At 49.9% G+C, this 26,226-nt stretch carries 27 protein-coding genes and 1 riboswitch; of the genes, 25 read left to right on the forward strand and 2 right to left on the reverse strand.

The genetic code is table 11. The features are described from left to right. Positions 1-412: 412 nt before the first annotated feature. From DW757_RS08440 to spoVAE, 12 genes are all read left to right on the forward strand, one after another. Positions 413-832: an anti-sigma factor antagonist gene (locus tag DW757_RS08440; protein ID WP_227910222.1), complete on the forward strand. Its 420-nt coding sequence runs from the start codon at positions 413-415 to the stop codon at positions 830-832. Beyond that, positions 820-1,269: an anti-sigma F factor gene (spoIIAB, locus tag DW757_RS08445; protein ID WP_008396167.1), complete on the forward strand. Its 450-nt coding sequence runs from the start codon at positions 820-822 to the stop codon at positions 1,267-1,269. Before DW757_RS08440 ends, spoIIAB begins: the two co-directional genes overlap by 13 nt. Before the next feature lie 4 nt (positions 1,270-1,273). Continuing rightward, positions 1,274-2,011 carry a SigB/SigF/SigG family RNA polymerase sigma factor gene (locus DW757_RS08450; protein WP_008396166.1) on the forward strand — a complete coding sequence of 246 codons (738 nt, stop codon included), beginning with the start codon at positions 1,274-1,276 and terminating at the stop codon, positions 2,009-2,011. Between the two features lie 232 nt (positions 2,012-2,243). Continuing rightward, positions 2,244-2,405, forward strand: a complete 162-nt coding sequence (locus DW757_RS17380) for a hypothetical protein (protein ID WP_008396164.1) — start codon at positions 2,244-2,246, stop codon at positions 2,403-2,405. After that, entirely contained in the window at positions 2,405-3,031 is a 627-nt protein-coding gene (locus DW757_RS08455; RefSeq protein WP_008396162.1) for a stage V sporulation protein AA, read from the forward strand. The genes DW757_RS17380 and DW757_RS08455 overlap by 1 nt, the downstream gene beginning before the upstream one ends. Then, positions 3,018-3,482, forward strand: coding sequence for a stage V sporulation protein AB (locus DW757_RS08460; RefSeq protein ID WP_008396161.1), 465 nt, complete (start codon positions 3,018-3,020; stop codon positions 3,480-3,482). The genes DW757_RS08455 and DW757_RS08460 overlap by 14 nt, the downstream gene beginning before the upstream one ends. Before the next feature lie 46 nt (positions 3,483-3,528). After that, on the forward strand, positions 3,529-3,981 hold the full coding sequence (locus DW757_RS08465) for a SpoVA/SpoVAEb family sporulation membrane protein (protein ID WP_008396160.1): 453 nt from the start codon (positions 3,529-3,531) through the stop codon (positions 3,979-3,981). 527 nt (positions 3,982-4,508) lie between these two features. After that, positions 4,509-5,207, forward strand: a complete 699-nt coding sequence (locus DW757_RS08470) for an isochorismatase family cysteine hydrolase (RefSeq protein ID WP_008396158.1) — start codon at positions 4,509-4,511, stop codon at positions 5,205-5,207. Between the two features lie 73 nt (positions 5,208-5,280). Beyond that, positions 5,281-6,636: an APC family permease gene (locus tag DW757_RS08475; RefSeq protein ID WP_015573888.1), complete on the forward strand. Its 1,356-nt coding sequence runs from the start codon at positions 5,281-5,283 to the stop codon at positions 6,634-6,636. A gap of 205 nt (positions 6,637-6,841) precedes the next feature. Then, positions 6,842-7,834 (forward strand): helix-turn-helix domain-containing protein, encoded by a 993-nt coding sequence (locus tag DW757_RS08480; protein WP_015544110.1) that lies wholly within the window; start codon positions 6,842-6,844, stop codon positions 7,832-7,834. A gap of 180 nt (positions 7,835-8,014) precedes the next feature. Further along, complete coding sequence (locus DW757_RS08485; protein WP_227910065.1) at positions 8,015-9,130, forward strand: stage V sporulation protein AD; 1,116 nt, start codon at positions 8,015-8,017, stop codon at positions 9,128-9,130. A gap of 3 nt (positions 9,131-9,133) precedes the next feature. Then, on the forward strand, positions 9,134-9,490 hold the full coding sequence (gene spoVAE, locus DW757_RS08490) for a stage V sporulation protein AE (RefSeq protein ID WP_008396150.1): 357 nt from the start codon (positions 9,134-9,136) through the stop codon (positions 9,488-9,490). Positions 9,491-9,568: 78 nt separating this feature from the next. Here spoVAE and DW757_RS08495 read toward each other — a convergent pair whose 3' ends face one another. After that, a complete protein-coding gene (locus DW757_RS08495; RefSeq protein ID WP_015544109.1) occupies positions 9,569-10,033 on the reverse strand; it encodes a MarR family transcriptional regulator in 465 nt (154 codons plus the stop codon). A gap of 444 nt (positions 10,034-10,477) precedes the next feature. Here DW757_RS08495 and DW757_RS08500 point away from each other — a divergent pair, with 444 nt between their 5' ends. From DW757_RS08500 to DW757_RS08520, 5 genes are read left to right on the forward strand one after another with little or no spacing between them, the layout of a single operon-like run. Continuing rightward, on the forward strand, positions 10,478-11,155 hold the full coding sequence (locus DW757_RS08500) for a nucleoside recognition domain-containing protein (protein ID WP_015544108.1): 678 nt from the start codon (positions 10,478-10,480) through the stop codon (positions 11,153-11,155). Beyond that, complete coding sequence (locus tag DW757_RS08505) at positions 11,136-11,612, forward strand: nucleoside recognition domain-containing protein (RefSeq protein WP_015544107.1); 477 nt, start codon at positions 11,136-11,138, stop codon at positions 11,610-11,612. Before DW757_RS08500 ends, DW757_RS08505 begins: the two co-directional genes overlap by 20 nt. Positions 11,613-11,626: 14 nt before the next feature. Further along, positions 11,627-12,982: a M20/M25/M40 family metallo-hydrolase gene (locus DW757_RS08510; RefSeq protein WP_015544106.1), complete on the forward strand. Its 1,356-nt coding sequence runs from the start codon at positions 11,627-11,629 to the stop codon at positions 12,980-12,982. A 41-nt stretch (positions 12,983-13,023) separates the two neighbouring features. Then, entirely contained in the window at positions 13,024-14,223 is a 1,200-nt protein-coding gene (locus tag DW757_RS08515) for a M20 family metallopeptidase (protein WP_207665905.1), read from the forward strand. Positions 14,224-14,264: 41 nt separating this feature from the next. Beyond that, complete coding sequence (locus DW757_RS08520; protein ID WP_182433277.1) at positions 14,265-15,671, forward strand: Na+/H+ antiporter NhaC family protein; 1,407 nt, start codon at positions 14,265-14,267, stop codon at positions 15,669-15,671. Between the two features lie 154 nt (positions 15,672-15,825). Here DW757_RS08520 and DW757_RS08525 read toward each other — a convergent pair whose 3' ends face one another. Beyond that, positions 15,826-18,486 carry a transglycosylase domain-containing protein gene (locus DW757_RS08525; RefSeq protein WP_118751489.1) on the reverse strand — a complete coding sequence of 887 codons (2,661 nt, stop codon included), beginning with the start codon at positions 18,484-18,486 and terminating at the stop codon, positions 15,826-15,828. A 163-nt stretch (positions 18,487-18,649) separates the two neighbouring features. On the opposite strand from DW757_RS08525, the gene DW757_RS08530 reads away from it, so the two are divergent. From DW757_RS08530 to DW757_RS08570, 8 genes are all read left to right on the forward strand, one after another. Beyond that, positions 18,650-19,300 carry a YigZ family protein gene (locus DW757_RS08530; RefSeq protein ID WP_044930687.1) on the forward strand — a complete coding sequence of 217 codons (651 nt, stop codon included), beginning with the start codon at positions 18,650-18,652 and terminating at the stop codon, positions 19,298-19,300. Between the two features lie 225 nt (positions 19,301-19,525). Next, positions 19,526-21,379 (forward strand): translational GTPase TypA, encoded by a 1,854-nt coding sequence (gene typA, locus DW757_RS08535; protein WP_008396145.1) that lies wholly within the window; start codon positions 19,526-19,528, stop codon positions 21,377-21,379. Between the two features lie 216 nt (positions 21,380-21,595). Next, on the forward strand, positions 21,596-22,231 hold the full coding sequence (locus tag DW757_RS08540) for a single-stranded DNA-binding protein (protein WP_008396143.1): 636 nt from the start codon (positions 21,596-21,598) through the stop codon (positions 22,229-22,231). Positions 22,232-22,332: 101 nt separating this feature from the next. Next, on the forward strand, positions 22,333-22,833 hold the full coding sequence (locus DW757_RS08545) for an ATP--corrinoid adenosyltransferase (RefSeq protein WP_015573889.1): 501 nt from the start codon (positions 22,333-22,335) through the stop codon (positions 22,831-22,833). Positions 22,834-22,856: 23 nt separating this feature from the next. Beyond that, positions 22,857-23,032, forward strand: a riboswitch (Lysine riboswitch). A gap of 127 nt (positions 23,033-23,159) precedes the next feature. Then, positions 23,160-24,044: a 4-hydroxy-tetrahydrodipicolinate synthase gene (gene dapA / locus DW757_RS08550; RefSeq protein ID WP_008396140.1), complete on the forward strand. Its 885-nt coding sequence runs from the start codon at positions 23,160-23,162 to the stop codon at positions 24,042-24,044. Positions 24,045-24,138: 94 nt separating this feature from the next. Beyond that, the gene (gene dapB / locus DW757_RS08555; RefSeq protein WP_008396138.1) at positions 24,139-24,894 is read left to right on the forward strand and encodes a 4-hydroxy-tetrahydrodipicolinate reductase; all 756 of its coding nucleotides are present in this window, start codon (positions 24,139-24,141) and stop codon (positions 24,892-24,894) included. Positions 24,895-24,949: 55 nt separating this feature from the next. Further along, on the forward strand, positions 24,950-25,282 hold the full coding sequence (locus tag DW757_RS08560) for a hypothetical protein (protein ID WP_118751490.1): 333 nt from the start codon (positions 24,950-24,952) through the stop codon (positions 25,280-25,282). A gap of 301 nt (positions 25,283-25,583) precedes the next feature. Then, positions 25,584-25,916, forward strand: a complete 333-nt coding sequence (locus DW757_RS08570; protein WP_008396134.1) for a hypothetical protein — start codon at positions 25,584-25,586, stop codon at positions 25,914-25,916. Positions 25,917-26,226: the final 310 nt, after the last annotated feature.

Below are 26,226 nucleotides of genomic sequence, written 5' to 3' on the forward strand. Positions count from 1 at the left end.
TAAAAAAGCTCCGCGAGGATCGCACTGCGGCGGAAAGGAAATGTCGCTTTCGCGACCCGCCGCAGGCGGCGAATCCTGCGAAGCAGGATTCTTCTTGAATAACAGGAACCTTTGTTCCCTGTTATATAAAAAAGCTCCGCGAGGATCGCACTGCGGCGGAAAGGAAATGTCGCTTTCGCGACCCGCCGCAGGCGGAGAATCCTGCGAAGCAGGATTCTTCTTGAATAACAGGAACCTTTGTTCCCTGTTATATAAAAAAGCTCCGCGAGGATCGCACTGCGGCGCAAAAGCAGGAGAGATTTCTGAGATCCTGGTGAATAAATGAAGGAAAAAAGGGCATACTGGATCCGGGAGGGAGGCTGCTGATGCGTCAATGATGGGTCAATCGGCCGGGCGGGAAACGAAGAGAGATATGAAGAGAGATACGTCAGAACAGGAAAGAAAACAGAAAGGGGAGAACAAGGTGGGACAGGCTTTTACATACGAGGCAGCAGGGCAGACGCTGGTGATCCATCTGCCAAGGGAGATCGATCACCATAACTGCACAATTTTGAAAAACGAGACGGATCTGCTGCTGGCAGAAAATTATATTACGCGGCTGGTTTTTGATTTTACCAGGACGGAGTTTATGGACAGCTCCGGAATCGGGGTGCTTCTGGGACGCTACAAGCAGATGAAGGGGAGCGCCGGGACGGTGGCCTACTATGGAGCCGGAAGGCAGGTAAAGAGAATTCTCGCCATAGGAGGAATTGCGGGGATTGTGAAGGGATATGATACGAAGGAGGCAGCCATGGAAGGGCGCCCGGAAAGGAGAGAGCCATGCAGAAAGTAATGGAAGAAAAGAGGAGAGAGCCTGAGTGGATGAAAATGGAGATTGAGAGCCGTTCGGAAAACGAGGAGTTTGCCAGGGTGGCAGTGGCAGTGTTTTTAAGCCGTCTGGATCCGACCGTGGAGGAGATGGACGATATAAAGACGGCTGTTTCCGAGGCTGTCACCAATGCAGTGATACACGGGTACCAGGGAGGAGAAGGAACGATCTACATAGAAACAGGGATTGCCGGACAGGAAGCTACCGTCATCGTGCGGGATTTGGGAGTGGGAATTCCGGACATAGAGAAGGCCATGGAGCCCATGTACACTACAGACCTTTCAGGAGAACGCTCCGGCATGGGCTTTTCCTTTATGGAGGCTTTTATGGATGAGGTGAAGGTGGAATCGGAGCCTGGCAAGGGAACCACTGTAACATTAAAAAAGACAGTCGGCAGGTGAGGCTATGGAGGGGACAGGAAAGGCAGACGGAACCATCCGTCTGATTATGCTGGCTCACGGTGGGGATAAAGCAGCCAGAGATCGGCTGGTAGAAGAGAATATGGGGCTGGTCTGGAGCATAGTGCGGAGGTTCGCCGGCAGAGGATGTGAGACGGAGGATCTCTTTCAGATTGGAAGCATCGGCCTTATCAAGGCTATCGATAAATTTGACACCTCCTACGATGTGCGGTTTTCCACCTATGCGGTGCCCATGATTGCCGGGGAGATAAGGCGTTTCCTGAGAGATGACGGAATGATCAAGGTGAGCCGCTCTGTAAAGGAGATGGGGATCAAGGTGAGTGCTGCCAGGGAAAAGCTGGCAGGAACCCTGGGACGGGAACCGACGCTGGAGGAGATTGCCGGAAGCGTGGGGGCAAGCCGCGAGGAGGTGGCAGCGTCGCTGGAGGCAGGCGCCCAGGTGGAATCACTTTACGCCCCGGCAGGCGGGGATGACACAAATCTGTCCCTCCTGGACCGGCTTTCCCAGGAGAGCCGGGAAAACGAAGAGGTGCTGGACCGGATGGTATTAAAAAAACTGCTGGGCTCCCTGGGAGAGAAGGAGAGGGAACTGATTGTGCGGCGGTATTTTTACGGGCAGACCCAGACAAAAATCGCCGGACAGATGGGCATTTCCCAGGTGCAGGTGTCAAGGATGGAAAAGAGAATACTGAAAAAAATGAGAGAGGAATTTGGGCTGGACTGACTATCCGGCCCTTTTTCATATAACAGGAAACTTCGTTCCCTGTTATATGAAAACGCTCCGCGGGGATCGCACTGGATTCTTTCTTATTGGGGAGCTGCCGTTTTTTTGTTCATCCGTTTCAGGCAGAACAAAAGCCCCGTCAGTCTCAAAAAGAAAGTTTGAATAAAAAAATGGCTTTGCCTCCATACTAACGGTTAAAGAAACTGAAATCATACAAAAAGGAAGTGGGAATATGAATTTTATTAAAGGAAAGGCCGGGGCTGTCCTGGCATTGATTTGCCTGGTACTGATCCTGGGTGTGATTTGGTTCTGCCTGTTTGATATGAATTACCAGTCGCAGATGCATGGCACCTTCGTGGAGGCCGGACAGACAGACAGGGAGATGGGCGCCTGATGGGACAGAATGTATTTATCTGCCTGAGCCAGATCACCCAGGTTCACAAAAAGGACGTATTTCTCGATGACATTGCCGGCGTATACTGCAGCGACGAGGCCACATTAAACAGAGTGAAGGCGCTGAAGATCCGGACCATAAAGTCCCATGAGGCCCGCCGCTATATGGGGAATGTGCTGGATGTCATAAAAAAGATTGAGGAGTTAGATCCCTCCCTCTCCGTGTCCAGCGTGGGAGAAACGGATTTTATCATATCCTATGTGCCTCCGAAGGCGCCTGTCTATGCATGGGAATGGACAAAAACGGGAGCGGCCTGTCTGATCTGCTTTTTCGGAGCCATGTTCGCCATCATGACCTTTAACAATGACGCCAGCGTTACAGATGTGTTTCGTGAGGTCTATACGCTGGTGATGGGAAGACAGCCGGAGGGAGTGACGGTTCTGGAGCTGTCCTACTCCCTGGGGCTTGCCCTTGGAATCACTGTGTTTTTCAATCACTTTGCGAAAAAGAAGATCAACACAGATCCCACGCCTCTTGAGGTAGAGATGCGGCTCTATGAGGACAATGTAAACAAAACCCTGATACAGAATGACAGCAGAAAGGAGTCGCGAAATGACGTTACTTAAGCAGCTTTTTCTGGCCTTTGCAGGGATTACGGCAGGCGGAGTCATAGCGGCCGGAATCTTCGCCTTTCTGGCAATCATAGGGGTATTTCCGAGAGTAATCGATAAGACAAAGACAAGGCGCCACATTATGCTCTATGAAACACTTCTGATCCTGGGAGGCTCCATCGGAAACGCCCTGGATCTGCTGGAATTTCCCATTCCCATCGGGAGCATTCCGGCAGCCGGCCATGTTCTGGGGCTTACCCTTCTTGGACTTGCCGGGCTGAGCTTCGGCGCTTTCATCGGCTGCCTGGTCATGTCCCTGGCGGAAACGGTGAAGGCGGTTCCCGTTCTGAACCGGCGTCTCCGGCTGTCAGTGGGAATCCAGTACATGACACTGTCCATCGCACTGGGCAAGATGACAGGTTCCCTGCTCTACTTTTACAAGGGCTTCGGAGGCGGAGGCTCCTAAAATGACGGCGGAATAAAAGAAAGAGGAATCAGAGAAAGGCGGAAAAATGGAAATAGATAAGAAGGAATATGGAAAATATGTAAAAGAGATAACTCCGACCCACAGTCTCCCCCTCAATATGGTCAGAGCTTTCCTGGTAGGAGGGGCAATCTGCACAGCCGGTCAGCTTCTGACCAATCTGTTTATGGGGAGAGGAATGGATCAGGAAACAGCCTCTGCCTGGACACTTCTAAGCCTCATCGGCGCCAGTGTCCTCCTGACAGGCCTGAATATCTATCCAAAACTTGTCAAATTCGCCGGAGCCGGGGCGCTGGTCCCCATTACCGGCTTTGCCAATTCAGTGGCCGCTCCGGCAATCGAATATAAGGCAGAAGGTCAGGTGTTTGGAATTGGATGCAAGATCTTTACAATCGCAGGCCCTGTGATTCTGTATGGGATATTTGTATCGTGGCTTTTAGGCATGGCCTACTGGCTCGGGACACTGGCAGGGCTCCTGTAAAAGAATCAAAAGCCTCGCTGCCGATGATTACTCGTCCCTATGGAAACGGCTGCTTCGCAGCCGCGCCCGGCCTGCAGAGCGGACAGCCCTCGTGAGTGGGGGACTGGTCCGCTTTGCTCCATATTTTTTTATCTATTGAATCAGGAAGCATATCTGCTGAAGATGCATCAGGGAAAAGACTTTTGCGGGGCAGATGCATCTTTTCTTAATAGTCTTGATATGAAATATTCTAAAAACAAATTTCAAGTCATAGATATATCAGAATAAAGTGCAAACAAAATATGAACAGCAGCATTATATGAATAATTCAAAATTTTTGTCACGTTTGACATAAATATATTGCCAATAAATGGCAAATATTGTCAATAAAATGATAATATCTAAAAGAAACAAAGGATAAATAAATTGACTGCATGTAATATCTTGCTATTTATTAGTTGTATTTTTTAATTTATAGACAAAATACAAAAAATAACATAAAATATGCTTTTATTAAAAGTAAAAGTAAAATAGGAGGAGGTAAATGTATGAAAATTAATCCCAAATATGTGTCCTTTTACTACCAGGGGATGGAAGAAGTGCCTGATATGGAACTCGACAAGAAAAAAACGGCGCTTCTCGTGATCGACATGCAGAAGGAGTTTGTTAACAGGGATTGCGGGGATTATCTGAAAGCGAAGGAGGCGGGAGATGAGGAGCGCTGGATTCCCTACCACGATCGGCTGGATCAGGTAGTGGTGCCAAATATCCGGCGCCTGATTGACTATTTCAGGGAAAATGACATGGAGGTTACATACGGCAGAATTGCCTGCCTGAAAGAAAACGGAAGAGACCGCTCCAGGGTACAGAGCACCTACGGCTGGAATAATATCTATCTTCCAATTAATTCGAGAGAGGCAGAGATGGTGGATGAGCTGGCCCCTCTGCCGGATGAGATCGTGGTGAATAAAACTACGGACAGTGTTTCTCTGGGAACGAACTATACGCAGCTTCTGCACAATATGGGGATTGATACAGTTGTTGTCACAGGTATTGTGACGGATCAGTGCGTGGCTTCCAGCGTTCGCGTTCTGGCAGATCAGGGATTTCAGATTATCTGCGTGGAGGACTGCTGTGCAGCGCCTGATATGGAGCTGCATGACATGGAGCTGAAAATCATGAACATTCTTTACTGCAATGTACTGAGTACAGATGAGACGCTGGAGGTATTGAAAACAGCGAAGTAGAAGAGCAGCAGTTTAAAAGCTGCTGCAGGAAGGCCGAAGGGCCGAGGCACGGGAAATCCGGGGGGAGATGCCTATGAAAGAAAAATTAAAAAAAGAATTGAGCCTTTCACAGATTATAGCGATGGCGGCCGGGGGAATGATTGCCGCCTGGATGGTAGAAATTAAGTACTGGTTTGAAATATCAGGCACGGGGGCAGTATTTTCTCTTCTGACATGCTGTATTCTGGTACTTCCGCTGTGCTTGATTTATTCAGAGATGACGAGTATGCTGCCCTATGCAGGCGGAGAAAATGTGTGGATCTCCAATGCATTTGGATGGAATGTGGGATGGTTTTCCTGCTGGGCGCTGGTGCTTTTATACATTGTGGCAATGCCCTCCGTGGCATTCGGAATTTCCAGCATGCTGTCCTATCTGTTTCCGGTAACCTTTATCCAGATTAAGATCATCGCAGCCTCGATCATAGTCATATGGTTTTTGCTTACAAATCTGGAAATTAAGTTTCTGGCCAAAATACAGAATATTTTGTTTTGGAGCACTCTGGCTATTTCCATCTGTGCGTCATTCATCTTCATTTTCAGCGATCAGTGGAGCTTCGATAATCTCAGACCATGGTTTCCGTCCGGGTTTACGGGGTATACGATGGGCGTAGGACTTCTGATTATGAAGTTTCAGGGATTTGATATGATTCCTCAGCTTGTGGAGGAGTCGAAAATTCCGAAGAAAAAGCTGCTGATTGCGTTCATATCCAGTATGTTCCTGACCTTCCTGATCTATGGACTGGCCATTATCGCAGTGGGCGGAATTGTCACAGATGAGTGGATGCAGCAGACCGATATCGTCGATCCGAGAGTGGCCGATATGCTGGGAATGCACTGGCTGGGGCTTGTGATTGTGGTGATGGGAATCGGTACCTGTATTACAACCCTGTCGGGATTCTGGCTCAGCGCCTCCAGAACTCTCTATGGAGGGGCGAAGCAGGGACAGTTTTCAAAGACCTTTGCTTCCATTAACCGCTATGGACAGCCATGGAAGGCCAATATCGTAATCGGAATTCTTTCTCTTTACTTTACTGTGTTCGCACCGGAAGCGTGGATCAATTACATTTTCACGATAACAGGGCTTTCTGCCGGAATTATTTATTTCGGTGTATCTGTATCTTTCTTAAAACTCAGAAAGACAAAGCCCCACTGGGAGCGTCCGTATAAGGTAAAGCACGGAAAAGTTCTCGGGTGTATTTCCGTAGTCTTTACAATCTGGGTCATTTACACCTGCGCGAAAAGCATGGATCTGGGCGGCTGGATGGCTGTGGGACTTTACTTTGCTCTGGGGGTTCCATTTATGCTGTATGCAAAGCATATGCAGAAAAAGAAACCTGACGAGTGGAAGCAGATTATTCTGTCACCGGATCAGGTGCGAGAGGAGGAGTAAAGCAGGCAGAAGGTTTGAAGCAGGCAGAAGGTTTGACAATTTCACATAGGATGCAGCTGTTGGGGGAACTATGATAGAGGAGATAATAGATGACAGGGGTATTCCTGCATGGTTCCCCGACGGCAGCAGATAATGCCGGGATGATGCAAAAGACACGAGAGGACAGAAAACAGACAGAAAACAGCATAAAGGACTTGATAAGATTATGTACTCAGTGATTGTAGTAGACGGCGATACAGAGACGGTTGAGCTTTTGAAAACCGGGGTGGAGTGGAACCGCCTGGGGTGCAGGCTGGCCGGAACGGCCCTCAGTATAAAAGAGGGCCTTTTTCTTGTGCAGACAGAAAAACCGGATCTTGTCATTACTGACATGAGGATCGGCAGAGAAAAAGAGAATGATTTCCTCAGGATTCTCTATGAAAGACAGCAGGAAAAGCGGCCGCTCGTTATTATTTTAAGCGCCTGCCGGGATTTTGAGGAGGCCTGCCGGGCCATCCGGTATGAGGCAGCGCTCTATCTGACAAAGCCGCCCAGGATGGATGAACTGGAGGAGGGAATCCTCTGGGTTCTGGACCGGCTGGAAATAAAGAGGCGGCAGATAGTCCGTCTGGCACAGGAAAAACAGGAACGAAGAGACGGCAGGGAAGAAATTATGCGTTCTGAATCAGGCGGGCTGACAAAGCAGAAGAGACTGTCTGGAAACAGCAGCCTGCCGGAGCGGACAGGAGCTGAAAATCAGGGCGAACGGCCTGAAACAGATGACAGAGGCAAAGAGCCGGGGACAAAGCGGGCAGAGAGAAAGGATGCCAGGGCTGTCTCCGATCGCACGCTTTCTGAGCTTCAGCGCATCCGCTCGGGCATGCAGAATTACTCTCCCTTTATCAGAGAGGCGCTCCGGTTCATTGACAGCCATCTGGAACAGGAGCTCTCCCTCACAGTACTGTGTGAGGAACTCTCCCTGTCACATTCCTACTTCAGCAAGAAATTTAAGCGCGAAACAGGGACAGGATACGTAACCTATGTGACAATGGCGAAGATGGAGAGGGCGAGAACGCTGATGGAAGATCCGAGAAACAGGGCCAATGAGATTGCCAAACAGCTTGGATATTACGATTATTCCTATTTTTTTCAGAATTTCAGAAGATATTTCGGCTGCTCTCCGAGGGAATTCAAAAGTCATGGGAGAATTCCGGAATAGAATCTGGAATCGAATCAGGAATAAAAGTGAAGGCCGCTCTCTGTTCCCGGGACGTATGCTCATAAAAGCTGCGGCTTCAGGCGCTGCGGCCGTATCCTGATGCAGAATATAATTCTGCCCTCTGGGGAGAATAAGAAAAGCAGGAAATATCCTGCCAGAATGACTGATACGGAGGGCAATATGCAGAAGGGAAAAGCAAGTATTATATTTGACAGGGCCCCGTACATCTTTTCTGCCGCTTCCATTGTGGGACAGAAGGAGGGAGAGGGACCTCTGGGAAGCTGCTTTGATCAGATAGAGGCAGATCCCATGTTCGGCCAGAAAAACTGGGAGGCGGCGGAGAGCGAACTGCAGCGCAGGACGGCGCTCCTTAATCTGGAAAAGGGAGGATACAGGCGGGAAGACGTAAGGTACCTGTTTGCAGGGGATCTGCTGGGACAGAGTGTGGCTACTTCATTCGGGGTGATGGAGCTGGAAATTCCGCTGTTTGGCCTGTATGGAGCCTGCTCCACCATGGGAGAGGCGCTGGGTCTGGCGGCTATGACAGTCAGCGGAGGATTTGCAGACAGCGCCATGGCTTTGGCATCCAGCCATTTTGCCAGCGCGGAACGCCAATTCCGTTTTCCGCTTGCCTATGGGAACCAGAGGCCGTTTTCAACCACCTGGACAGTGACAGGATGCGGCTGTGCCCTGGTTGGAAGCGGGGAATGGGGGAAAGCGCAGAAAAAAACAGCTCCCAAAGCGAAGATTGCCGGGTTTACTCCCGGAAAAATCGTGGACATGCAGATTCACGACTCCATGAATATGGGAGCAGCCATGGCCATGGCTGCCGTGGACACGATTCTCAGAAATTTCAGGGATCTTCAGGTGGATCAGAGCTACTACGATAAGATAATCACAGGAGATCTGGGGATTGTGGGGCAGAAAATTGTGTTTGAATTCATGGAGCGGGCCGGATATGATGTCAGAGGCATTCACATGGACTGCGGCATGAAGATTTTCGACGCGTCCACCCAGGACACCCACTCCGGAGGAAGCGGCTGCGGCTGCGCTGCCGTAACGCTGTGCTCCTATATCCTGCCTAAAATTCAGGATGGAACCTGGAAGAGGGTGCTGTTTCTGCCGACAGGGGCTCTGCTGTCCCAGATCAGTTTTAACGAGGGGCAGAGCGTGCCGGGAATCTCCCATGGAGTGATTTTGGAGCATGTGGAAAGCGCAAGCTGCGGGGCAGAAGAAAATGCAGCAAAGAGAAGACCTTCAGGAAGGGGATATGAAAAGGGCGGAAAGGAGAGATAAAAGTTGGAATATTTGCGCGCATTTATAGTCGGCGGACTGATCTGTACCGCCGCTCAGATTCTGATGGAAAAGACAAAGATGCTGCCGGGAAGGATTATGGTACTCCTGGTGGTGACCGGGGCGGTTCTCGGCTGTCTCGGAATCTACGGCCCCTTTGCCGACTGGGCCGGAGCAGGCGCATCGGTGCCCCTTCTGGGCTTTGGAAATACGCTCTGGAAGGGAGTGCTTGAGGGCTTCGGAGAGGAAGGAGTTCTCGGGATCTTCAAAGGAGGTTTCACTGCTTCGGCAGCAGGAATCGCCGGAGCGCTGGTGTTCGGATACCTGGCGGCACTGATCTTTAAGCCCAAAATGAAAGAATAAAAAAGACAGGAAAATACCGCTGCGGCAGCCATATAGGACAGAGATGCAGCGGTATTTACTGTGAAGGTGGCTTCAGGCTTACTCTAAGAAGCTGGAATTCTTGTAATTGAGATATGCTGCCACAATATTCGTGTCCATCAGCGACATGGTCTTATAGAGGCGGGTAATCTCCCGATCAGATACGCCCTGGTAAAGCTGGATCAGAGGGTTGATTACCAGATCTTCCATCTTTTCATTCAGAGATGCCCCCTCCTCTGTGACGAAGAGGATCCATTCTTTCTTATTGTTTTCAGGATGAATTTTTTTAATGTATCCCTTCTCAATCAGTTTTTTTAATGCTTTTGCTGTGGTGGATCGATCAACCTTTAACAGATAGGAAAGATTTTCCTGGTTGATTCCCGGGTTTTCAGATATCCTGGTTAAAAATGAATGCTGTCCTCTGGTAAGGCCGAATTTGGCAAACTGCCCTTCGCGGATTGCATCAAGGCATCTGCAAATATCCAGCATACACCGTGTGATATTTCTTAATTCATATACATCCATATCATGACATTCTCCCTGTGTATTTTAGTAGTAGTGTTTATAGACCCTCTCCAGGGTCTGTGCACTGTTTTCGTGCAGAATGCCGGGGAAAGGCAAGGAGCCGGTCAGCTCAAGCAAAAGCCTGTCCTTGCTGCGTTTATCCCGGAAAAACAAGAGCTCAAGAGAGCTGTCTACATTATTATCATATCGGAAATAGGACTAAAAATCAATGGATAAAATAATTGAATCGTCAATAATAGACTCCAGCCCTGACCAATATGTGAAGGAGAGAGGATGTTTGGGAAATATCAGTATAAAACAGAATAAGCAGACGAATCGGTGGGGATCAACCCTGGTTAAGATTATGTAAAATTATTGAACTTTCAAATAAAATTATTGACAGTTCAATAAAAAAGGAGTAGTATTTTATTGAAGCTTCAATAAAAAAGAGAAGGGAGAATAAGTATGGATGGCAAGAAGGAAACGAACAGACTGTCTCCGCTGGGGGTGGCGATGCTGATTGTGGCGATTCTGATTTTCTCCGGGGCGTTTACCAATGCACAGGGGCCGTTAAAGGTACTGGATTTCTCAAACCTGCTGGGCTCTTTCGGAAAAATAGCAGATAACCTGGATTTCCGTGGGAAAGGAGGGGACAGCGCAAGAGAGGGATTTATGTTTGCCCTCACGTTAGCGCCCACAGTCATGGTGGCCATGGGGCTGATACAGATTTTTGAAAATTTCGGGGCCTTAAAGGCAGCAGAGAAACTTCTGACACCGATCATGAAACCAATTATGGGAGTGCCGGGACAGGCCTCTCTGGCGCTGGTGGGAAGTCTCAGCAGCTCTGATGCAGGCTCTGCCATGACGAGGGAACTCTATGAATCCGGCAGAATTACGGAGGATGAGAGGGATGTGTTTACAGCCTTCCAGTATTCCTCATCGGGGATTATCGTCAATTACTTCGGCGGTGCCAGCTCCATTTTTGGCTCTATCACGGTGGGGGCGGGAATCCCCTTTGTCTACCTGTTTGTGATTAAAATTATTGAGGCGAATCTCATGAGGCTGATCATTCGCCTGGAGAGAAAAAAGGGCGGAAAGACGCAGATGAAAGAGGAGGGGGAGCATGGGACAGGACACAGCTAAAAAAAATTTATTTGATAGCTTTCAGGATGGAGTGAGGAAGGGATGGGGGATATTTGTAAAGAGTATGCTTCCGAGCATTGTCATGGCATATACCTTTATCTACATACTGGAAACTACAGGACTTATGGATTTGTTTTCAAGGATTTTTGCCCCGGTGATGGGCATTTTCGGGATGCCGCCTATCGCTATTGTCTGCCTGGCAACCGTCTTTTTCAGCAGGGCCGGAGGGTGTGCCCTGGCCGCCTCCTTTGTGGCAGACGGTTCTCTGACCGCCATGCAGGCTACCGTCCTTCTGCCCACGATGTTTTTAATCGGAGGAACCATTAACCAGTGGGTTCGAGTGATCTCCGTATGCGGAACGAGAGCTTCCAGGCAGAAGTATATCATACTGATGACATGGGTGATTGCTTTCCTCTCCCTGTGGGTGGCAAGGCTGATCTTCCCGCTGTTTTCTTAGAGGAGGTACATGCGATGCAGAAAACATTCGACTATATTGACAGGAATTTTGACACAATGGTGGAGGAACTCCAGAAATTCTGTGCCCAGCCAAGCATCGCGGCACAGAACAAGGGCATGAAAGAGACGGCCGAAATGCTGGCCGAAAAGATGAGGGAAGCAGGGATTCAGGCACAGATCCTTGAAAATGAAAATGGATTCCCGGTTGTATACGGGGAGGTAAAGGGAGACTCCGAAAAGACCCTTCTGTTCTATAACCACTATGATGTACAGCCGCCGGAGCCCATTGAAAAGTGGAACTATCCTCCGTTTGGAAGTGAGATCCACGATGGAATCCTGTATGCCAGAGGATGCTCGGATGATAAGGGAACGCTTCTGTCCAGAGTCCACGGAATAGAAGCCATCCTGAAAAGCGGTCACACTCTTCCAGTCAATGTCAAGTTCCTGGTGGAGGGGGAGGAGGAGATTGGAAGTCCCAGCTTCCAGGCCTTTGTGGACAGCCACAGAGAGCTTTTAAAAGCCGATGCGTGCCTCTGGGAGAATTCGGCCAAGGATGAGGACGACAATCCGGTTGTAAAACTGGGAAACAAGGGTATGCTTTACTGCCAGCTCTGTGTGAAAACAGGTCAGACAGACGTCCATTCCATGAATGCAACAATCGTCCCCAACGCTGCATGGAGACTGGTGGAGGCGCTGAACACCCTCAGGGACAGGGAAGGGAATGTTCTGATAGAAGGATTCTACGATGATATTCTGCCGGTGTGCAGCGAGGAAAAAGAGGCGTGGAAGCAGGTTCCCTCTCCTGAGAAAGGACTGAAAAAACGGCTGGGGATTGATCGTTTTGTCAATGATGTAAAGGGAGAGGAGGTAAATCTGGCTCTCTACACCAAGCCTTCCTGCAACATCTGCGGCATTGTGTCCGGATATACCGGGGAGGGCCAGAAAACTGTCACCCCGTGCGAGGCGTCGGCAAAGCTGGATTTCAGGCTGGTGGTGGCCCAGAAGCCTGAGAAAATTGTCCGTCTCCTGAGAGAACACCTGGACAGACACGGTTTTGAGGACATCGAGATCTGCGTGTTCAGTCAGGCAGCGCCTGCGAAAACGCCGGTGACTGAAAAATTTGTCCAGGTGGTCACGAGAGCCGCCCAGGATGTCTATGAGAAACCGATGGTAGTTCTGCCCACGGCAGCAGGGACAGGACCCAGGGATGTATTTGACTGGTCGGGAATGCCTATCGCAGGGATCGGGTGCGGCCACGCAGGCTCGGTCCAGCACGCGCCCAATGAGAATATCCGTCTTGCCGATTACAAGGAGGCAGTGAAGCACGTGGCAGCTCTTTTGTTTCGGGCGGGGGAAGAAGAGATTCGGTAAGCACAGACAGACTTTCAAAAACAGAGTGAAGGAGAAAAGGTATGTCAGAAATAATGTATGAAAGAATATCGAAAAAAATTGATTCGGCGTCAGAAGAGATCAAGGCACTTGCGCTGTCTCTTCACGAGCATCCGGAGCTGGCCTTTCAGGAGCATTTTGCCTGTGAAGCTCTGACAGAGATTCTGGAGAAATACGGATATAAAACAAGGAAGAATATTGCGGGGATGGATACGGCTTTTATCGGAGAAGCAAAGGGAAGAGAAGGGGGACCTGTGGTGGCCATCCTGGCAGAGTACGATGCCCTTCCCATGGGACACGCCTGCGGGCACAACCTCATTGCAGCCATGTCGATCGGGGCGGCAATCGGGATCGGAGAGGTTCTGAAGGAGCTGTGCGGCCGTGTCCTCGTCATCGGAACGCCGGCAGAGGAAGGCGGAGGCGGAAAAGTGATTATGTGCCGGGAGGGGATCTTCCAGAAGGTCGATTTTGCGATGATGATTCATCCCCACAAGAGAAACCTGATCCAGAGAGGAGGGCTGGCAGTCAAGCACCTGAAAATTGAGTATTTCGGAAAACCTGCTCATGGAACCAGGCCGGAGGAGGGAATCAATGCGCTGAGCTCCGTCATCCACACCTTTCATTTCATGGATGCCCAGAGAGCTCTGCTGCCGTTCAAGTCAAATGTTAATGGATATATTATAGAGGGCGGCAAGGCCAGCAATGTAATCCCGGAATATGCCTCCTGCGAATTTTGCATCAGAGGAGATATTGTGAAAGATCTGCTGGTAGTAGAAAGAGCGCTCTACAGAGCCATCGACACGGCAAATCTGCTTTTCGGCACCACCTCCAAGACAGAAGCAGACCTGATGTACACAGAGCGTTATTCCAACAGGCTGATGGACGAAACATATAAGTCACATATGGAAAGTCTGGGAGAGATTGTGGAATACCCGGAGCCTAATATGAAATATGGCTCTTCTGATATAGGAAATGTAAGCCTGGAAGTGCCGACGATACAGCCCTACCTGAAAATCTGTGACTGTGATACCCACACCCATGAATTTGCGGAGGCCACCAAGTCGGAGCATGCCATGAACCAGGCCATTAAAGGAGCGAAAGCACTTGCCATGACAGCTTACGACATCCTCAGTTCAGAGGAACTGCAAAGGAAGATAAAGGAAGAATTTAAAGCGAAGGTTCCCTTCTATTCGAGAAAAGAATTAGGATACACCACAGAATAGGAGATGGCCCTGCGGCGGTTTTTATCAGGAGGCGCCGATTTATGGAGAGAGAAAAAAGACAATTAACTATGCCGCACTCGTTGGTTATTATACTGATTATTATGGCCGCCGCAGTAGCTCTCACATGGGTTATCCCGGCAGGCACGTTTGAGAGGACAGAAAACAGCAGGGGAGTCACCGTGATCATACCGGAATCCTTTCACTTTACGGAGGCCTCACATGAAAGCCTGCTGAGTATTCCCCGATACATGGTGCAGGGGTACACGGAGTCGGTGGATCTGATTCTCATGATCCTGTTTTCAGGAGCTGCCTTTGAGGTGATAACGGCATCAGGGACTCTTCAGGGTGTGATAAAGCGCATGTCCCACTTTTTTGCGAGAAAGGAGGAGCTGTTCCTGGTGGGGGTAATGGTTTTCTTTGCCCTCATCTGCACGACCATCGGAGTGAATACGTTTATCGGATTTGCTCCTGTCATGGTCCTGTTTTCTCTTTCAATGGGGTATGACTCCATCGTGGGAGTAGCCCTCATCCTCCTGGGAGGGGCAGTAGGCTTTTCCACAGGAATGCTGAATCTTAATACGACGATTGTATCTCAGAGAATTGCGGAACTCCCACTCTATTCGGGAATTGGCTACAGGGCAGTGTGTTTTGTCGTCTATCTGACGGTTACGGCAGCCTATTTGGTTCGGTACGCCAAGAAGGTGAAACAAAATCCCCGGCTGAGTCCCATGTACCTGGAAGATCAGAAGGTACGACGGGAGGAAGTGGCGGAGGAGAAAGACGAAAAAATCGGGTGGAGACGGATCATGGTGATCCTGGCTCTTTTTGGAGCTCTGGCTGTCATTGTCTATGGCGGTACGGAGTGGGGGTGGAATTTGAATGACAATACGGCCGTTTTTATCTGGCTGGGAATCATCGGCGGGATCCTGGCAGGATTTTCTCCGAACCAGATAGCAGGATGCTTTACAGCAGGGGCCAGGAAGATGATAGGGGCAGCTTTGATTCTTGGCATGGCCAGAAGCATATCCGTCGTACTTTCATCGGGAGGCATCCTGGATACCATCGTATATGAACTGAGCAGTATGATGTACCATGTGCCAAAATACCTTCAGGGGCCTGTCATGTTCCTCGCCAATATTATAGTGAATGTGTTTATTGTCTCCGGAAGCGGACAGGCTGCAGTCGTCATGCCGGTCTTTATTCCTGTGGCAGATCTTGTGGGGATCACCAGGCAGACAACGATTCTGGCCTTTAATTTTGGAGATGGTTTCTGCAATTACATTATCCCCATGTCGACTGCTTTGATGGGAAATCTGGGAGCAGTCAATATTCCATATGAGAAATGGATGAAATTTATGTGGAAGCTGTTTCTGCTGTGGGTGCTTGTGGGAAGCTGCCTTCTGGTGGCTGCTCAGATGATTGGATATGGTTCCTCTCAGGCAGGATAGATACAGGAAAACCACAAAAGAAAGAACATAAAAAATGTCCTGGGACTTACGCCCCAGGACATTTTTTATGCCGGCTCACCGGACAGGGGAAGTGTTGCTTTCGGAATCTTCAGAAAGCAGCCTGCAGTCAGTGAACCTAAGAGTAGAATCAAAGCTAATTGGGAGCCGCCGGCACGATGGGAATATCGCTTCCGTCCTGTGGCGGCGAGCTGTTTCCGGAGCTCGGGATATACCCGGGTCCGAAGGGAACGTCTGTTCCGTTTCCGCCGGACGGATCGATAATGGTTGATGAACCAGTGTGAACGGTACAGGGACCTGGCATAGCGTATTTGGAATCGTCTGTGTAGCCTTCGTCAGGGACAGACATGAATGTTTTTGACACAATCTGATCTGCAGGGCAGTATGCGGTAGGAGTTCCGCCGGATACGCCGCAGACAGACACTCTCACATGGTGATCACAGGTTTCAGTCGGAGCCGTACCCTTGGCGAAATACTCCGTATAGACAGCGCTGCCTCTCGGATCGGAGCTGCATACGCCTGCAATGGGGAGCTTGCCTGATTTCCTGCATACCTCCACCTGCTCTACGCTGTCAGGCACCTTAAAACCGGGATCAGAGAGCCCCTCGTGTATGCGCGTCATAATCTTGCGCCAGATAACCTTGTGGTAGGAGGTGCCTCCCGTAATGCTTCCATTGTTGTCAAAGCCTGTCCAGATTCCTGCTGTATAGTAAGGTGTAAAGCCCACAAACCAAAGGTCGTTGTTTCCCGTAGTCGTGCCGCTCTTTCCGGAGGTAGACATGCCGGGAATGGCTGCTGCGGCGCTGGTGGTGCTGGGCTGTGAGCCAGGCGTAGCGTAGAGACTCTGGCTTACAACAGAGTCAGCCATGGCGTCTGTCACAAGGAAGGCTGTGGAATCCTTGATCACCTGCCTCTTTTCCGGCTCATTGTCAATGAGAACCTTGCCGTTGTGGTCGAGAATCTTCGTAAAGAAGACAGGCTCTGTGTAAATGCCCTCATTGGCGATGGTTGCAAAGGCATTTGTCAGTTCCAGGTTCGTCACGCCCACGGTCAGTCCGCCCAGAGCCAGGGAGGGGGTAATGTCCTCTGACACGAGGGTGGTGATTCCCAGCTTTTCCGCATATTCCACGCCCAGCTGGGGGGTCACAGTGTCTACCAGGCACTTCAGGGCCAGGATATTCATGGAATAGGCGATTCCTTCACGGATATTGTGGTAGCCCATGTAGCCGCGGTTGGCGTACCAGTTCCGGAAGGTCTTGGTGCCGATGGAGTAGGGCGCGTCATAGTATACGCTGGCCAGCGTCGCGCCGCAGGTGTCCACAGCCGGCAGGAAGGATGTGATGACCTTGAAGGCGGAGCCTGGCTGCCGCTTGACATTCGTTGCCCTGTTCAGGGTACGGTTGGCTGTCTTTTCTCCCCGGCCTCCGCTGATGGCCTTTACATATCCGGTGGACTGCTCAATCAGGACAAAGGAAGCCTGTGGCTGGAGAGTGACTGTGAGGGATTCTCCGATGACCTTGTCATCCTCCTTCAGAAGCCATGACTTATACTGGTCAACTGCCTCCTGGGCTTCTGCCTCGCTTTTAAACAGCCCCGTATACCCGCTCTGTCCTAAGGTATCCATATAATAATTCTTTACGTGCCCCTCTGAAAAGTGTTCCGTTGTACCGTCCCCGTGGGTCACGGAAAGCCTGTATTCGATGGAGTACTGAGCCAGAGCATAGTTTTCCGGATTGCTGATCTCCTCATCTACAATGGCCTGCATACGGGGATCCTGAGGCGTGTAGATGCTGAGTCCGCCGCTGAACAGCAGATTGCTGGCCTGGGTATCCGTGTAGCCCAGCTCCTCCTTCAGGGCCTCTGTCACCTGATCAATAAGCTCGTCTGTGTAGTAGGAGTAGGGGGTATCGTTCTCCTTTGCAGCCAGATCTACATTCTGGATGCGGGAGTACACATCGTCTGCCAGAGCCTCCTCCTGTTCCTCCTTCGTGATATATCCCTGATTGTACATCTCCTGAAGAATCGTGGACCGCCGCTGCGCATTGTCCTCAGCTCCGGTAATTGGACTCAGGCGGGAGGGATTTTTCGTGATGGCAGCGATGACTGCGCACTCAGAGAGCGTCAGGTCTGAAACGTCCTTGTTAAAATACCGGAGAGCCGCGGCTTTGACGCCCAGGGTATTACTTCCCAGGTTAATGGTATTCAGGTAATTCGTGATGATGATCTTCCTGTCCACGTTTTTCGTGAGCTGAAGGGCCAGATACTGCTCCTGGATTTTTCGCTCAATCCTTGCGCCGGTACTGGTTTCCATACCGCCGCCGAACACAGTGTTTTTGATGAGCTGCTGGGTCAGAGTGCTGGCTCCGCCCTGGTAATTGTTTGTCAGCACACCGACGGCCGCCCTTGTGATAGAGCGAAGGTCAATACCGCTGTGCTGCCAGAAGCGGGAGTCCTCGATTGCTACGAAAGCGTTGATCAGATCCTCTGGAAATTCATCATAGGTAGCTTCAATACGGTTGGCATTCGTTCCTACCAGAGTGTCCACGACATTGCCCTCAGAGTCGTAAATGGTTGAGAAAAAACCGCTGGGGGCAAAGCTCTCAGCATTGAAATCGGGCGCGGTATCAATAATGCCCTTGAACATTCCGATTCCTGCGCTGAAGCCGGTCACGAAGACAAACAGGCACAGCACGAGAAACACCTTGAAAAAGGAGAGGAAGAGCCGATTAGCGTACTTCTTCTTTCGGGAGCCGGCGGCCATAATCTGCCGTCTGGTCTCTTTTCTGCCATAATTCATAGAAAGCCTCCTTCAGTCTACCATTATATCAAAAGTTTTCTGATAAATAAATACCGGAATTTTTACGATATTGTGAACACTGAAAAAGCAGGTTGCAATCTTTCCAATTTAATAATATACTCAAAAAAATATGAAAGAATCAGTTCCCGGGGAGAAAACAGCCATGAAAAAAAATTATAAAATTCTGTATAAAGAAGGGGAGGGCACAATCGTTGAAAAAAAATCGCGCTTTATTGCCACTGTCCGCCCTGTTGAATCCGAGGAGGAAGCCCTTGCCTTTATTGCCGAGATGAGAAAGAAATACTGGGATGCCACCCATAACTGCACCGCCTTTGTCATTGGGGAAAACCATGAACTGATGCGGTGCAATGACGACGGGGAGCCGTCCCAGACGGCGGGAAGGCCCATGCTGGACGTGCTTCTGGGGGAGGACGTCCACAACTGCTGTGCCGTGGTGACCAGGTATTTCGGCGGAACTCTTCTGGGGACGGGAGGCCTGGTGAGGGCCTACTCAGGCGCAGTCAAGGAGGGGCTTAAAAACAGTGTGATCGTGGAGAAGCGTCTGGCGGAGAAGCTGACCGTCCAGACGGACTACACGGGCCTCGGCAAAATCCAGTACATTCTGGGGGAGGAGAATATCACGGTTCTCGACAGCGAGTATACGGATCAGGTAGTTTTGACTCTGCTGGTGCCGGTGGACGCGGTGGAGCCGCTTATGGCAAAGCTCACGGAGGGGACAAACGGCAGATGCGTTATAGAGAGGGCGGAAAAGCTCTATTACGGCCTGCTCGGAAAAGAGATTGTTTTTTTCTAGGACAGACGCAGACGTTCCCGGGCCGGGCAAAGCCGGTCCTTTGGAGAAAAACTGTAACTTTCCGCTATTTTTCCCCCAAATAACCTTGAACTTGTGCAAGGATAATGTTAAAATAACAAATTGTGTAAATTCAAGCTGAGAGAAGCGGCAGAAGAGGCCGCAGCCCGGAATAGGCGTAAAGCCGCGGAAGCGCCGGGCGTTACAGAAAGAGAGAGATAAATAATTATGAAGACAAAGCGTGAAGATGTCAGAAATATTGCGATTATTGCCCACGTAGACCATGGCAAGACAACTCTGGTCGATCAGCTCCTGCGCCAGAGCGGGGTGTTCAGGGCTAACCAGGAGGTAGTGGATCGCGTTATGGACTCTAACGATATTGAGAGGGAGAGGGGAATTACCATCCTCTCCAAAAATACGGCAGTATTTTACAAGGGAGTCAAGATCAACATTATCGACACACCAGGCCACGCTGATTTCGGCGGCGAGGTGGAGCGCGTGCTCAAGATGGTGAATGGAGTTGTCCTGGTAGTAGATGCCTATGAGGGAGCCATGCCCCAGACGAAGTTCGTGCTGAGGAAGGCGCTGGATCTGGACCTTCCGGTAATCGTCTGCCTGAACAAAATTGACCGCCCTGAGGCAAGGCCGGACGATGTGATCGATGAAATTCTGGAGCTTTTCATGGATCTGGATGCCTCCGACGAGCAGCTGGACTGCCCGTTTCTGTATGCTTCTGCCAGGGCAGGCTTTGCAAAGAAGAACATGGATGATCCTGAGGTGGATATGACGCCTCTGTTTGAGACCATCCTTGACTATATCCCGGCTCCCGAGGGAGATCCGGATGCGGAGACTCAGGTGCTTATCAGTACCATTGACTACAATGAGTATGTAGGGCGTATCGGAGTCGGAAAAATTGACAACGGCTCTCTTAAGGTAAACCAGGAGTGCGTCATTGTAAACCACCACGAGCCCGACAAATTCCGCAGGGTAAAGATCGGAAAGCTCTATGAATTTGACGGATTAAACAAGGTAGAGGTGGCTGAGGCGCAGATCGGCTCCATCGTGGCCATTTCGGGAATCTCGGACATCCATATCGGAGATACGCTCTGCTCTCCGGAAAAGCCGGAGGCCATTCCGTTCCAGAAGATCTCCGAGCCGACTATCTCCATGGATTTCATGGTCAATGACAGCCCGCTTGCAGGACTGGAGGGAAAATATGTGACATCCCGCCATCTGAGGGAGAGACTGTTCAGGGAGCTCAACACAGACGTAAGCCTCAGGGTGGAGGAGACGGATTCTCCGGACTGCTTTAAGGTGTCCGGCCGCGGCGAGCTGCACCTGTCTGTCCTTATTGAAAATATGAGGAGAGAGGGCTTTGAGTTTGCCGTCAGCAAGGCGGAGGTGCTTTACCACTACGATGAGAGAAACAGAAAGTTAGAGCCTATGGAGATTGCCTACGTCGATGTGCCGGAGGAGTTTACGGGAGCGGTTATTCAGAAGCTCACCAGCAGAAAGGGAGAGCTCCAGGGCATGAGCCCCATCGGAGGCGGTTATACAAGGCTGGAATTCTCCATCCCTTCCCGGGGTCTGATTGGCTACAGAGGAGAATTTTTGACAGATACGAAGGGAAATGGTATACTTAATACAAGCTTTGACGGCTATGGCCCGTTTAAGGGAGAGCTGTCATACAGAAAACAGGGTTCTCTCATTGCCTTCGAGGCAGGTGAGTCTATTACCTATGGACTGTTCAATGCACAGGAGAGAGGAACCCTGTTTATCGGACCTGGTGTAAAGGTTTACTCCGGCATGATTGTAGGACAGAGTGCAAAGCCGGAGGACATCGAACTCAATGTCTGCAAAACAAAAAAACTTACGAATACCCGTTCATCCAGCTCCGATGAGGCGTTAAGACTGACACCGCCTAAGGAGATGAGCCTGGAGCAGTGCCTGGATTTCATTGACACCGACGAACTTCTTGAGGTGACTCCCACAAGCCTCAGAATTCGTAAGAAGATCCTGGATCCGACCCTCAGAAAGAGGGCTATGATCAGCAGAAAAGAGGCAGAGAAGAACAGAGGTTAATTTCGTACAGGCTTACACAAAAGATAAAACAAAAGATACTTGATGCAGAGGAAGAGACAGGAAAAGCCAGGATAATGCTCAGGTTTTTCCTGTCTTTGTCATTTTCTGTAGAAATCTTTGTATCACTTTTAAGTATTTCTTTGGAACCCATCACATACATATTATATTAGCAGCCAAGCTGAATATGAAATTTGAATTAGGAAGAGGAGAAGTACAATGTCAGAAAAAGTGATTGAAAACAACAAGGTAAGCGTGATCGGAGAAGTAATCTCTGAATTTACATTCAGCCATGAAGTATTTGGAGAAGGCTTTTATCTGGTAAGCCTGGCAGTCAGCCGTTTAAGTGATCAGGTGGACATTATACCGCTCATGATCTCAGAGCGTCTTCTGGATGTGACGCAGGATTACAGGGGCAGAACCGTGGAGGCGATCGGCCAGTTCCGCTCCTATAACTGTCACGAGGGAGTGAAAAACCGTCTTGTACTCTCCGTTTTTGTGAGGGAATTAAACTTTCTGGAGGAGTTTACCGACTGCACAAAGACTAATCAGATTTATTTAGACGGTTATATATGCAAGGAGGCTATTTACAGGAAAACGCCCCTTGGACGTGAAATCGCCGACATTCTTCTGGCGGTCAACCGTCCCTATGGGAAATCAGATTACATACCGTGTATTGCCTGGGGCAGAAATGCCCGCTACGCGTCCGGCTTTGCCGTGGGAGCCAGAGTGAAGGTGTGGGGACGCGTTCAGAGCAGAGAGTACACGAAAAAACTGAATGAGACGGAGTGCGAGAAGCGAGTGGCTTACGAGGTATCCGTAAGCAAGATGGAATGCGAAACAGAGGGAGCTTAAGGGAAGGACCCTGAATCGCAAACTTGCAAAACTTTGGAAAATGTGGTAAAATAACGCGACTGTTTCAGTTGAGATTAACATTTCGCAAAGAGGTGCAGGATATGGATAAAGGAAGTGTTCAGGTCATATGCGGTCCGGGGTTTGGAAAGACAACGATGGCCCTGGGAAAAGGTGTTGTGGCAGTGACCAAACATAAGAAGGTAATCATGATTCAGTTTCTGAAGGGAAACCTGTCCGCAGATGTGGCAGAGGGACTCAAATGTCTGGAACCGCAGATGAAGGTATTCCGGTTTGAAAAACAGGGAGATTATTTTGAAAAACTTTCGGAGGAGCAGAAACGGGAGGAGAGAATCAACATTCAGAACGGACTGAATTTTGCAAGGAAGGTGCTTACCACCAGAGAGTGCGACCTGCTGATCCTCGACGAGATACTGGGGATCCTTGATCAGGATATTCTTACCCTTGAGGAATTTGAAAATCTCCTTTCGCTGAGAGATGAAGAGGTGAGTCTGATTCTCACAGGGAAAAATTTTCCGAAGCAGCTTATGAGATGTGTGGATTCTATTTCCAAAATAGAAAATGTTGAGATTGACAATAAATAAAAGTAATGATAGTATAAGCATAAATACAAAGTAGAGGTTGCGTCGATCATCAGTAGCCGGCCGGATGTTGCAGGAACAGAGGAAGGCCGATGAAAGGGAGAGACGCCGAAGATTCATGCAGAACTGCCTGCGTGCTTCTGGGCATATGGTGAAGAACCATATGACTGTCATCTGTGCAGGATGGGGAGCTACGAAAGAAAGCAAAATCTTTGGGCTGGCCGTTGTGCCGGCCCTTTTGTAGTACATAGGAAATCGCCCGGCAGTCTCCTATGCGGCAGAAACCCAGCGGAATGTATGGTGAGCCTTTATGAGAAGGAGGAAGAGACATGGCTATTTTTGAAGGAGCAGGTGTGGCTCTTGTCACACCGTTTAAGGAAACAGGAGAGATCAATTATTCAAAGCTGGAGGAGCTGGTGGAAGAGCAGATTGCAGGGGGGACAGACTGCATCATTGTCTGCGGAACCACAGGAGAATCTGCCACCATGACCCACGATGAGCACATCCGGACAATTCAGTTTGTCTGTGACATCACGGACGGCAGGATTCCGGTGGTGGCCGGCACAGGTTCCAACTGTACGGAAACATCCATCTATCTTTCACAGGCAGCGGAGGCTGCAGGAGCGGACGGTATTCTTCTGGTGACTCCTTATTACAACAAATCCACTCAGAAGGGTCTGAAAATCCATTTTTCTGACATTGCGGGTTCTGTGAAGATTCCGGCAATTCTCTACAATATTCCGAGCCGCACAGGCGTGAACCTGACGCCGGAGATGATCGTATGGCTCTGCAAAAATGTGGAGAATATCGTGGGAGTTAAGGAGGCAAGCGGAAACTTTTCTGCGATTGCAAAGATTGCAAGCCTTTCAAACGGATGGGTGGATATCTACTCCGGCAATGACGATCAGACTGTTCCCATGCTGGCGCTGGGCGCTAAGGGAGTGATCTCCGTTCTCTCTAATATTGCGCCAAGGCAGGTGCATGAGATGTGCGACCTGTATTTCAAGGGAAAGACAGAGCAGAGCACGAAGATGCAGCTGGAGGCTATTCCGCTGATTGATGCGCTGTTTAGCGAGGTCAACCCGATTCCGGTGAAGGAAGCCATGAATCTGATGGGAAAAAATGTAGGGCCCTACAGGAAGCCGCTAGTTGAGATGGAACCGGAAAACAGGGAGAAGCTCATTAAGGCGATGAAGGATTACGGTCTGCTTTAAGATAAAACCAGGCTGAGAACGGCTGGTCTGTGAAAACAGCGGGAATAAGAAGAAACTGACAGGCATAAAAAGACAAAACGGGAGGAAGATCATCATGGTAAGGGCGATTATGCACGGCTGCAGCGGAGCTATGGGGCAGGTAATTACGAATCTGGTGAAAGACGACAGCGAGCTTTGCATCGTGGCAGGCGTTGACATTACAGACAGCGGGAAGAACCCGTACCCAGTCTATAAAAATCTGGACGAGGTAAAGGAGGAGGCTGATGTGATTATCGACTTCTCATCTGCCAGGGCAGTGGACGGACTGCTGGATTACTGCGAGAGGACTGGGCGGGCAGTGGTTTTATGCACGACGGGCCTGTCTGAAGCCCAGATTTTAAGGGCGGAAGAGGTTTCCGGAAAGGCGCCGGTGCTGCGTTCAGCCAACATGTCACTGGGAGTCAATACCCTGCTGAAGCTTTTAAAAGATGCGGCCAGGGTTCTGGCACCTGCAGGCTTTGATATTGAGATTGTGGAGAAGCACCACAACAGGAAGATTGATGCTCCAAGCGGTACGGCCATCGCTATGGCTGACTCTGTAAACGAAGCCCTGGGGAACACCTGTCACTACAAATATGATCGTTCCAGCGAGAGGGTGCCGAGAGATGCGAAGGAGATTGGAATCCAGTCTGTGCGCGGCGGAACAATTGTGGGAGAGCACGACGTGATTTTTGCGGGAACCGATGAGGTTGTGACCTTTTCCCATACTGCTTATTCAAAGGCAATTTTTGCCAAAGGGGCGATCCAGGCTGCCAAATTTTTAAAGGGCAGGGATGCCGGTATGTATACGATGGCAGATGTCATCGGATAAAGAGTATAATTCCTTTCCAAGCCGTGCATAATAGGCTTAGAAAGGAGTTGTCATTATGAAAAAATGTAAGCAGATTCTTTTGGCAGTGTGTCTGACATTCGCTTTCGTATTTCTGACTGCCTGCGGAAGCAAGGAGGATGTAAAGAATACCACAAATGCGTCAGGAACTACCTCTGGTATGGAAACTACCGCCAGAGAGTCCACAGACGGAATGGTTTCCGGCACTGATTCGGCAGCTGACAGGGAGACAGACGGCGCGAGGGAGAGCACAGGGGTGCTCGAGGGAGTCGCAGACGATCTGAAAAACGGCGCGGAGACAGCTGTGGATCGCGCCAGAGAGGATATGACAGAGGCCGGAGAGCACATGGAGAGCCGCACTGCCCAGTGAGAGACAGATGCCTGAGTTTTGCCTGCGGGCAGAGAACAGGGAGTGCCTGGACACCGCAGAGGCAGAAACATTCAAAGGACTGCCCGGAAGATAGGGAGAATATCTTTCGGGCAGTCTTATTCTGTTTACAGGAGCTTTCCGGATTTCTCTTTACAATCCCTGTGAGATTCTGTATAGTAGGATTAAAGGCACTGTATGCTGACAGCTGAAATACACCGCACGCCGTACCTGGAGAGGCAGCGCGGGGTGAGACGGCTTGAAAAAAGGGAAACGGGAACTTAGAAGGCTTCGGCACAGGTACATGAAAAGGAGGAGAGAAAGAGCCCTCCGGGGGAAATATCTTGCAATCCTGGCCTGCGCAGGTCTGGCATCAGCCTGTCTGTTCCTTGCTTTGGACAGCAGAGAGCAGATTTTGTCTCTGTCACGGGAGCGGAAGGTGGAATTCTGCCTGGAACGGGAAGACGGAACCGGTGAAAAAAACGGACAGAGGGAGGAGAGAGAAAAAGAGAGAGCAGACGGGCGGGGGGAAGAGGAGGAGCAGGAAAAAGGAAGAACCAGAACGCGCTTCGGCATTGTCTTCCGGCTGGAGGATGGAGAACTTATCCTCTACCGCGAAAGGCAGGAGGCAGAGTGAGAACGCAGACTCGGGGCTGCCTCTTTCAGAGCGGTCAGCGGTTATTAATTATTTTAATAAAACATCGGGTTGATTTTATGAGAGGATTGCATTATAATTTCTACTGAATTAAAACTGTTTTATAGGCACAGCTTATAAAAAGGCTTTTACATATTATCCGATCACTGTGTAAAGGCTGCCGTGAAGGGCGGCCGGCGGTTTTAAAGCTGTGAAATCTGAACGCGCACTGCGCGTTTTGTAAAACACTGCGGCAGAAGCGGATGACAGGAGATGAAAAGGGACTGTCAGATCCGGAGCCGTGCAAATAAAA

Origin of the sequence: Clostridium sp. AM29-11AC (genome assembly GCF_003480545.1) — a bacterium.
Classification (GTDB): Bacteria; Bacillota; Clostridia; order Lachnospirales; family Lachnospiraceae; genus Otoolea; species Otoolea saccharolyticum_A.

Coding starts and splice junctions, on each gene's coding strand:
- DW757_RS08440 (WP_227910222.1), top strand. CDS start 413: ATGAAGAGAGATACGTCAGAACAGGAAAGAAAACAGAAAGGGGAGAAC.
- spoIIAB (WP_008396167.1), top strand. CDS start 820: ATGCAGAAAGTAATGGAAGAAAAGAGGAGAGAGCCTGAGTGGATGAAA.
- DW757_RS08450 (WP_008396166.1), top strand. CDS start 1,274: ATGGAGGGGACAGGAAAGGCAGACGGAACCATCCGTCTGATTATGCTG.
- DW757_RS17380 (WP_008396164.1), top strand. CDS start 2,244: ATGAATTTTATTAAAGGAAAGGCCGGGGCTGTCCTGGCATTGATTTGC.
- DW757_RS08455 (WP_008396162.1), top strand. CDS start 2,405: ATGGGACAGAATGTATTTATCTGCCTGAGCCAGATCACCCAGGTTCAC.
- DW757_RS08460 (WP_008396161.1), top strand. CDS start 3,018: ATGACGTTACTTAAGCAGCTTTTTCTGGCCTTTGCAGGGATTACGGCA.
- DW757_RS08465 (WP_008396160.1), top strand. CDS start 3,529: ATGGAAATAGATAAGAAGGAATATGGAAAATATGTAAAAGAGATAACT.
- DW757_RS08470 (WP_008396158.1), top strand. CDS start 4,509: ATGAAAATTAATCCCAAATATGTGTCCTTTTACTACCAGGGGATGGAA.
- DW757_RS08475 (WP_015573888.1), top strand. CDS start 5,281: ATGAAAGAAAAATTAAAAAAAGAATTGAGCCTTTCACAGATTATAGCG.
- DW757_RS08480 (WP_015544110.1), top strand. CDS start 6,842: ATGTACTCAGTGATTGTAGTAGACGGCGATACAGAGACGGTTGAGCTT.
- DW757_RS08485 (WP_227910065.1), top strand. CDS start 8,015: ATGCAGAAGGGAAAAGCAAGTATTATATTTGACAGGGCCCCGTACATC.
- DW757_RS08495 (WP_015544109.1), bottom strand. CDS start 10,033: ATGGATGTATATGAATTAAGAAATATCACACGGTGTATGCTGGATATT.
- DW757_RS08500 (WP_015544108.1), top strand. CDS start 10,478: ATGGATGGCAAGAAGGAAACGAACAGACTGTCTCCGCTGGGGGTGGCG.
- DW757_RS08505 (WP_015544107.1), top strand. CDS start 11,136: ATGGGACAGGACACAGCTAAAAAAAATTTATTTGATAGCTTTCAGGAT.
- DW757_RS08510 (WP_015544106.1), top strand. CDS start 11,627: ATGCAGAAAACATTCGACTATATTGACAGGAATTTTGACACAATGGTG.
- DW757_RS08515 (WP_207665905.1), top strand. CDS start 13,024: ATGTCAGAAATAATGTATGAAAGAATATCGAAAAAAATTGATTCGGCG.
- DW757_RS08520 (WP_182433277.1), top strand. CDS start 14,265: ATGGAGAGAGAAAAAAGACAATTAACTATGCCGCACTCGTTGGTTATT.
- DW757_RS08525 (WP_118751489.1), bottom strand. CDS start 18,486: ATGAATTATGGCAGAAAAGAGACCAGACGGCAGATTATGGCCGCCGGC.
- DW757_RS08530 (WP_044930687.1), top strand. CDS start 18,650: ATGAAAAAAAATTATAAAATTCTGTATAAAGAAGGGGAGGGCACAATC.
- typA (WP_008396145.1), top strand. CDS start 19,526: ATGAAGACAAAGCGTGAAGATGTCAGAAATATTGCGATTATTGCCCAC.
- DW757_RS08540 (WP_008396143.1), top strand. CDS start 21,596: ATGTCAGAAAAAGTGATTGAAAACAACAAGGTAAGCGTGATCGGAGAA.
- DW757_RS08545 (WP_015573889.1), top strand. CDS start 22,333: ATGGATAAAGGAAGTGTTCAGGTCATATGCGGTCCGGGGTTTGGAAAG.
- dapA (WP_008396140.1), top strand. CDS start 23,160: ATGGCTATTTTTGAAGGAGCAGGTGTGGCTCTTGTCACACCGTTTAAG.
- dapB (WP_008396138.1), top strand. CDS start 24,139: ATGGTAAGGGCGATTATGCACGGCTGCAGCGGAGCTATGGGGCAGGTA.
- DW757_RS08560 (WP_118751490.1), top strand. CDS start 24,950: ATGAAAAAATGTAAGCAGATTCTTTTGGCAGTGTGTCTGACATTCGCT.
- DW757_RS08570 (WP_008396134.1), top strand. CDS start 25,584: ATGAAAAGGAGGAGAGAAAGAGCCCTCCGGGGGAAATATCTTGCAATC.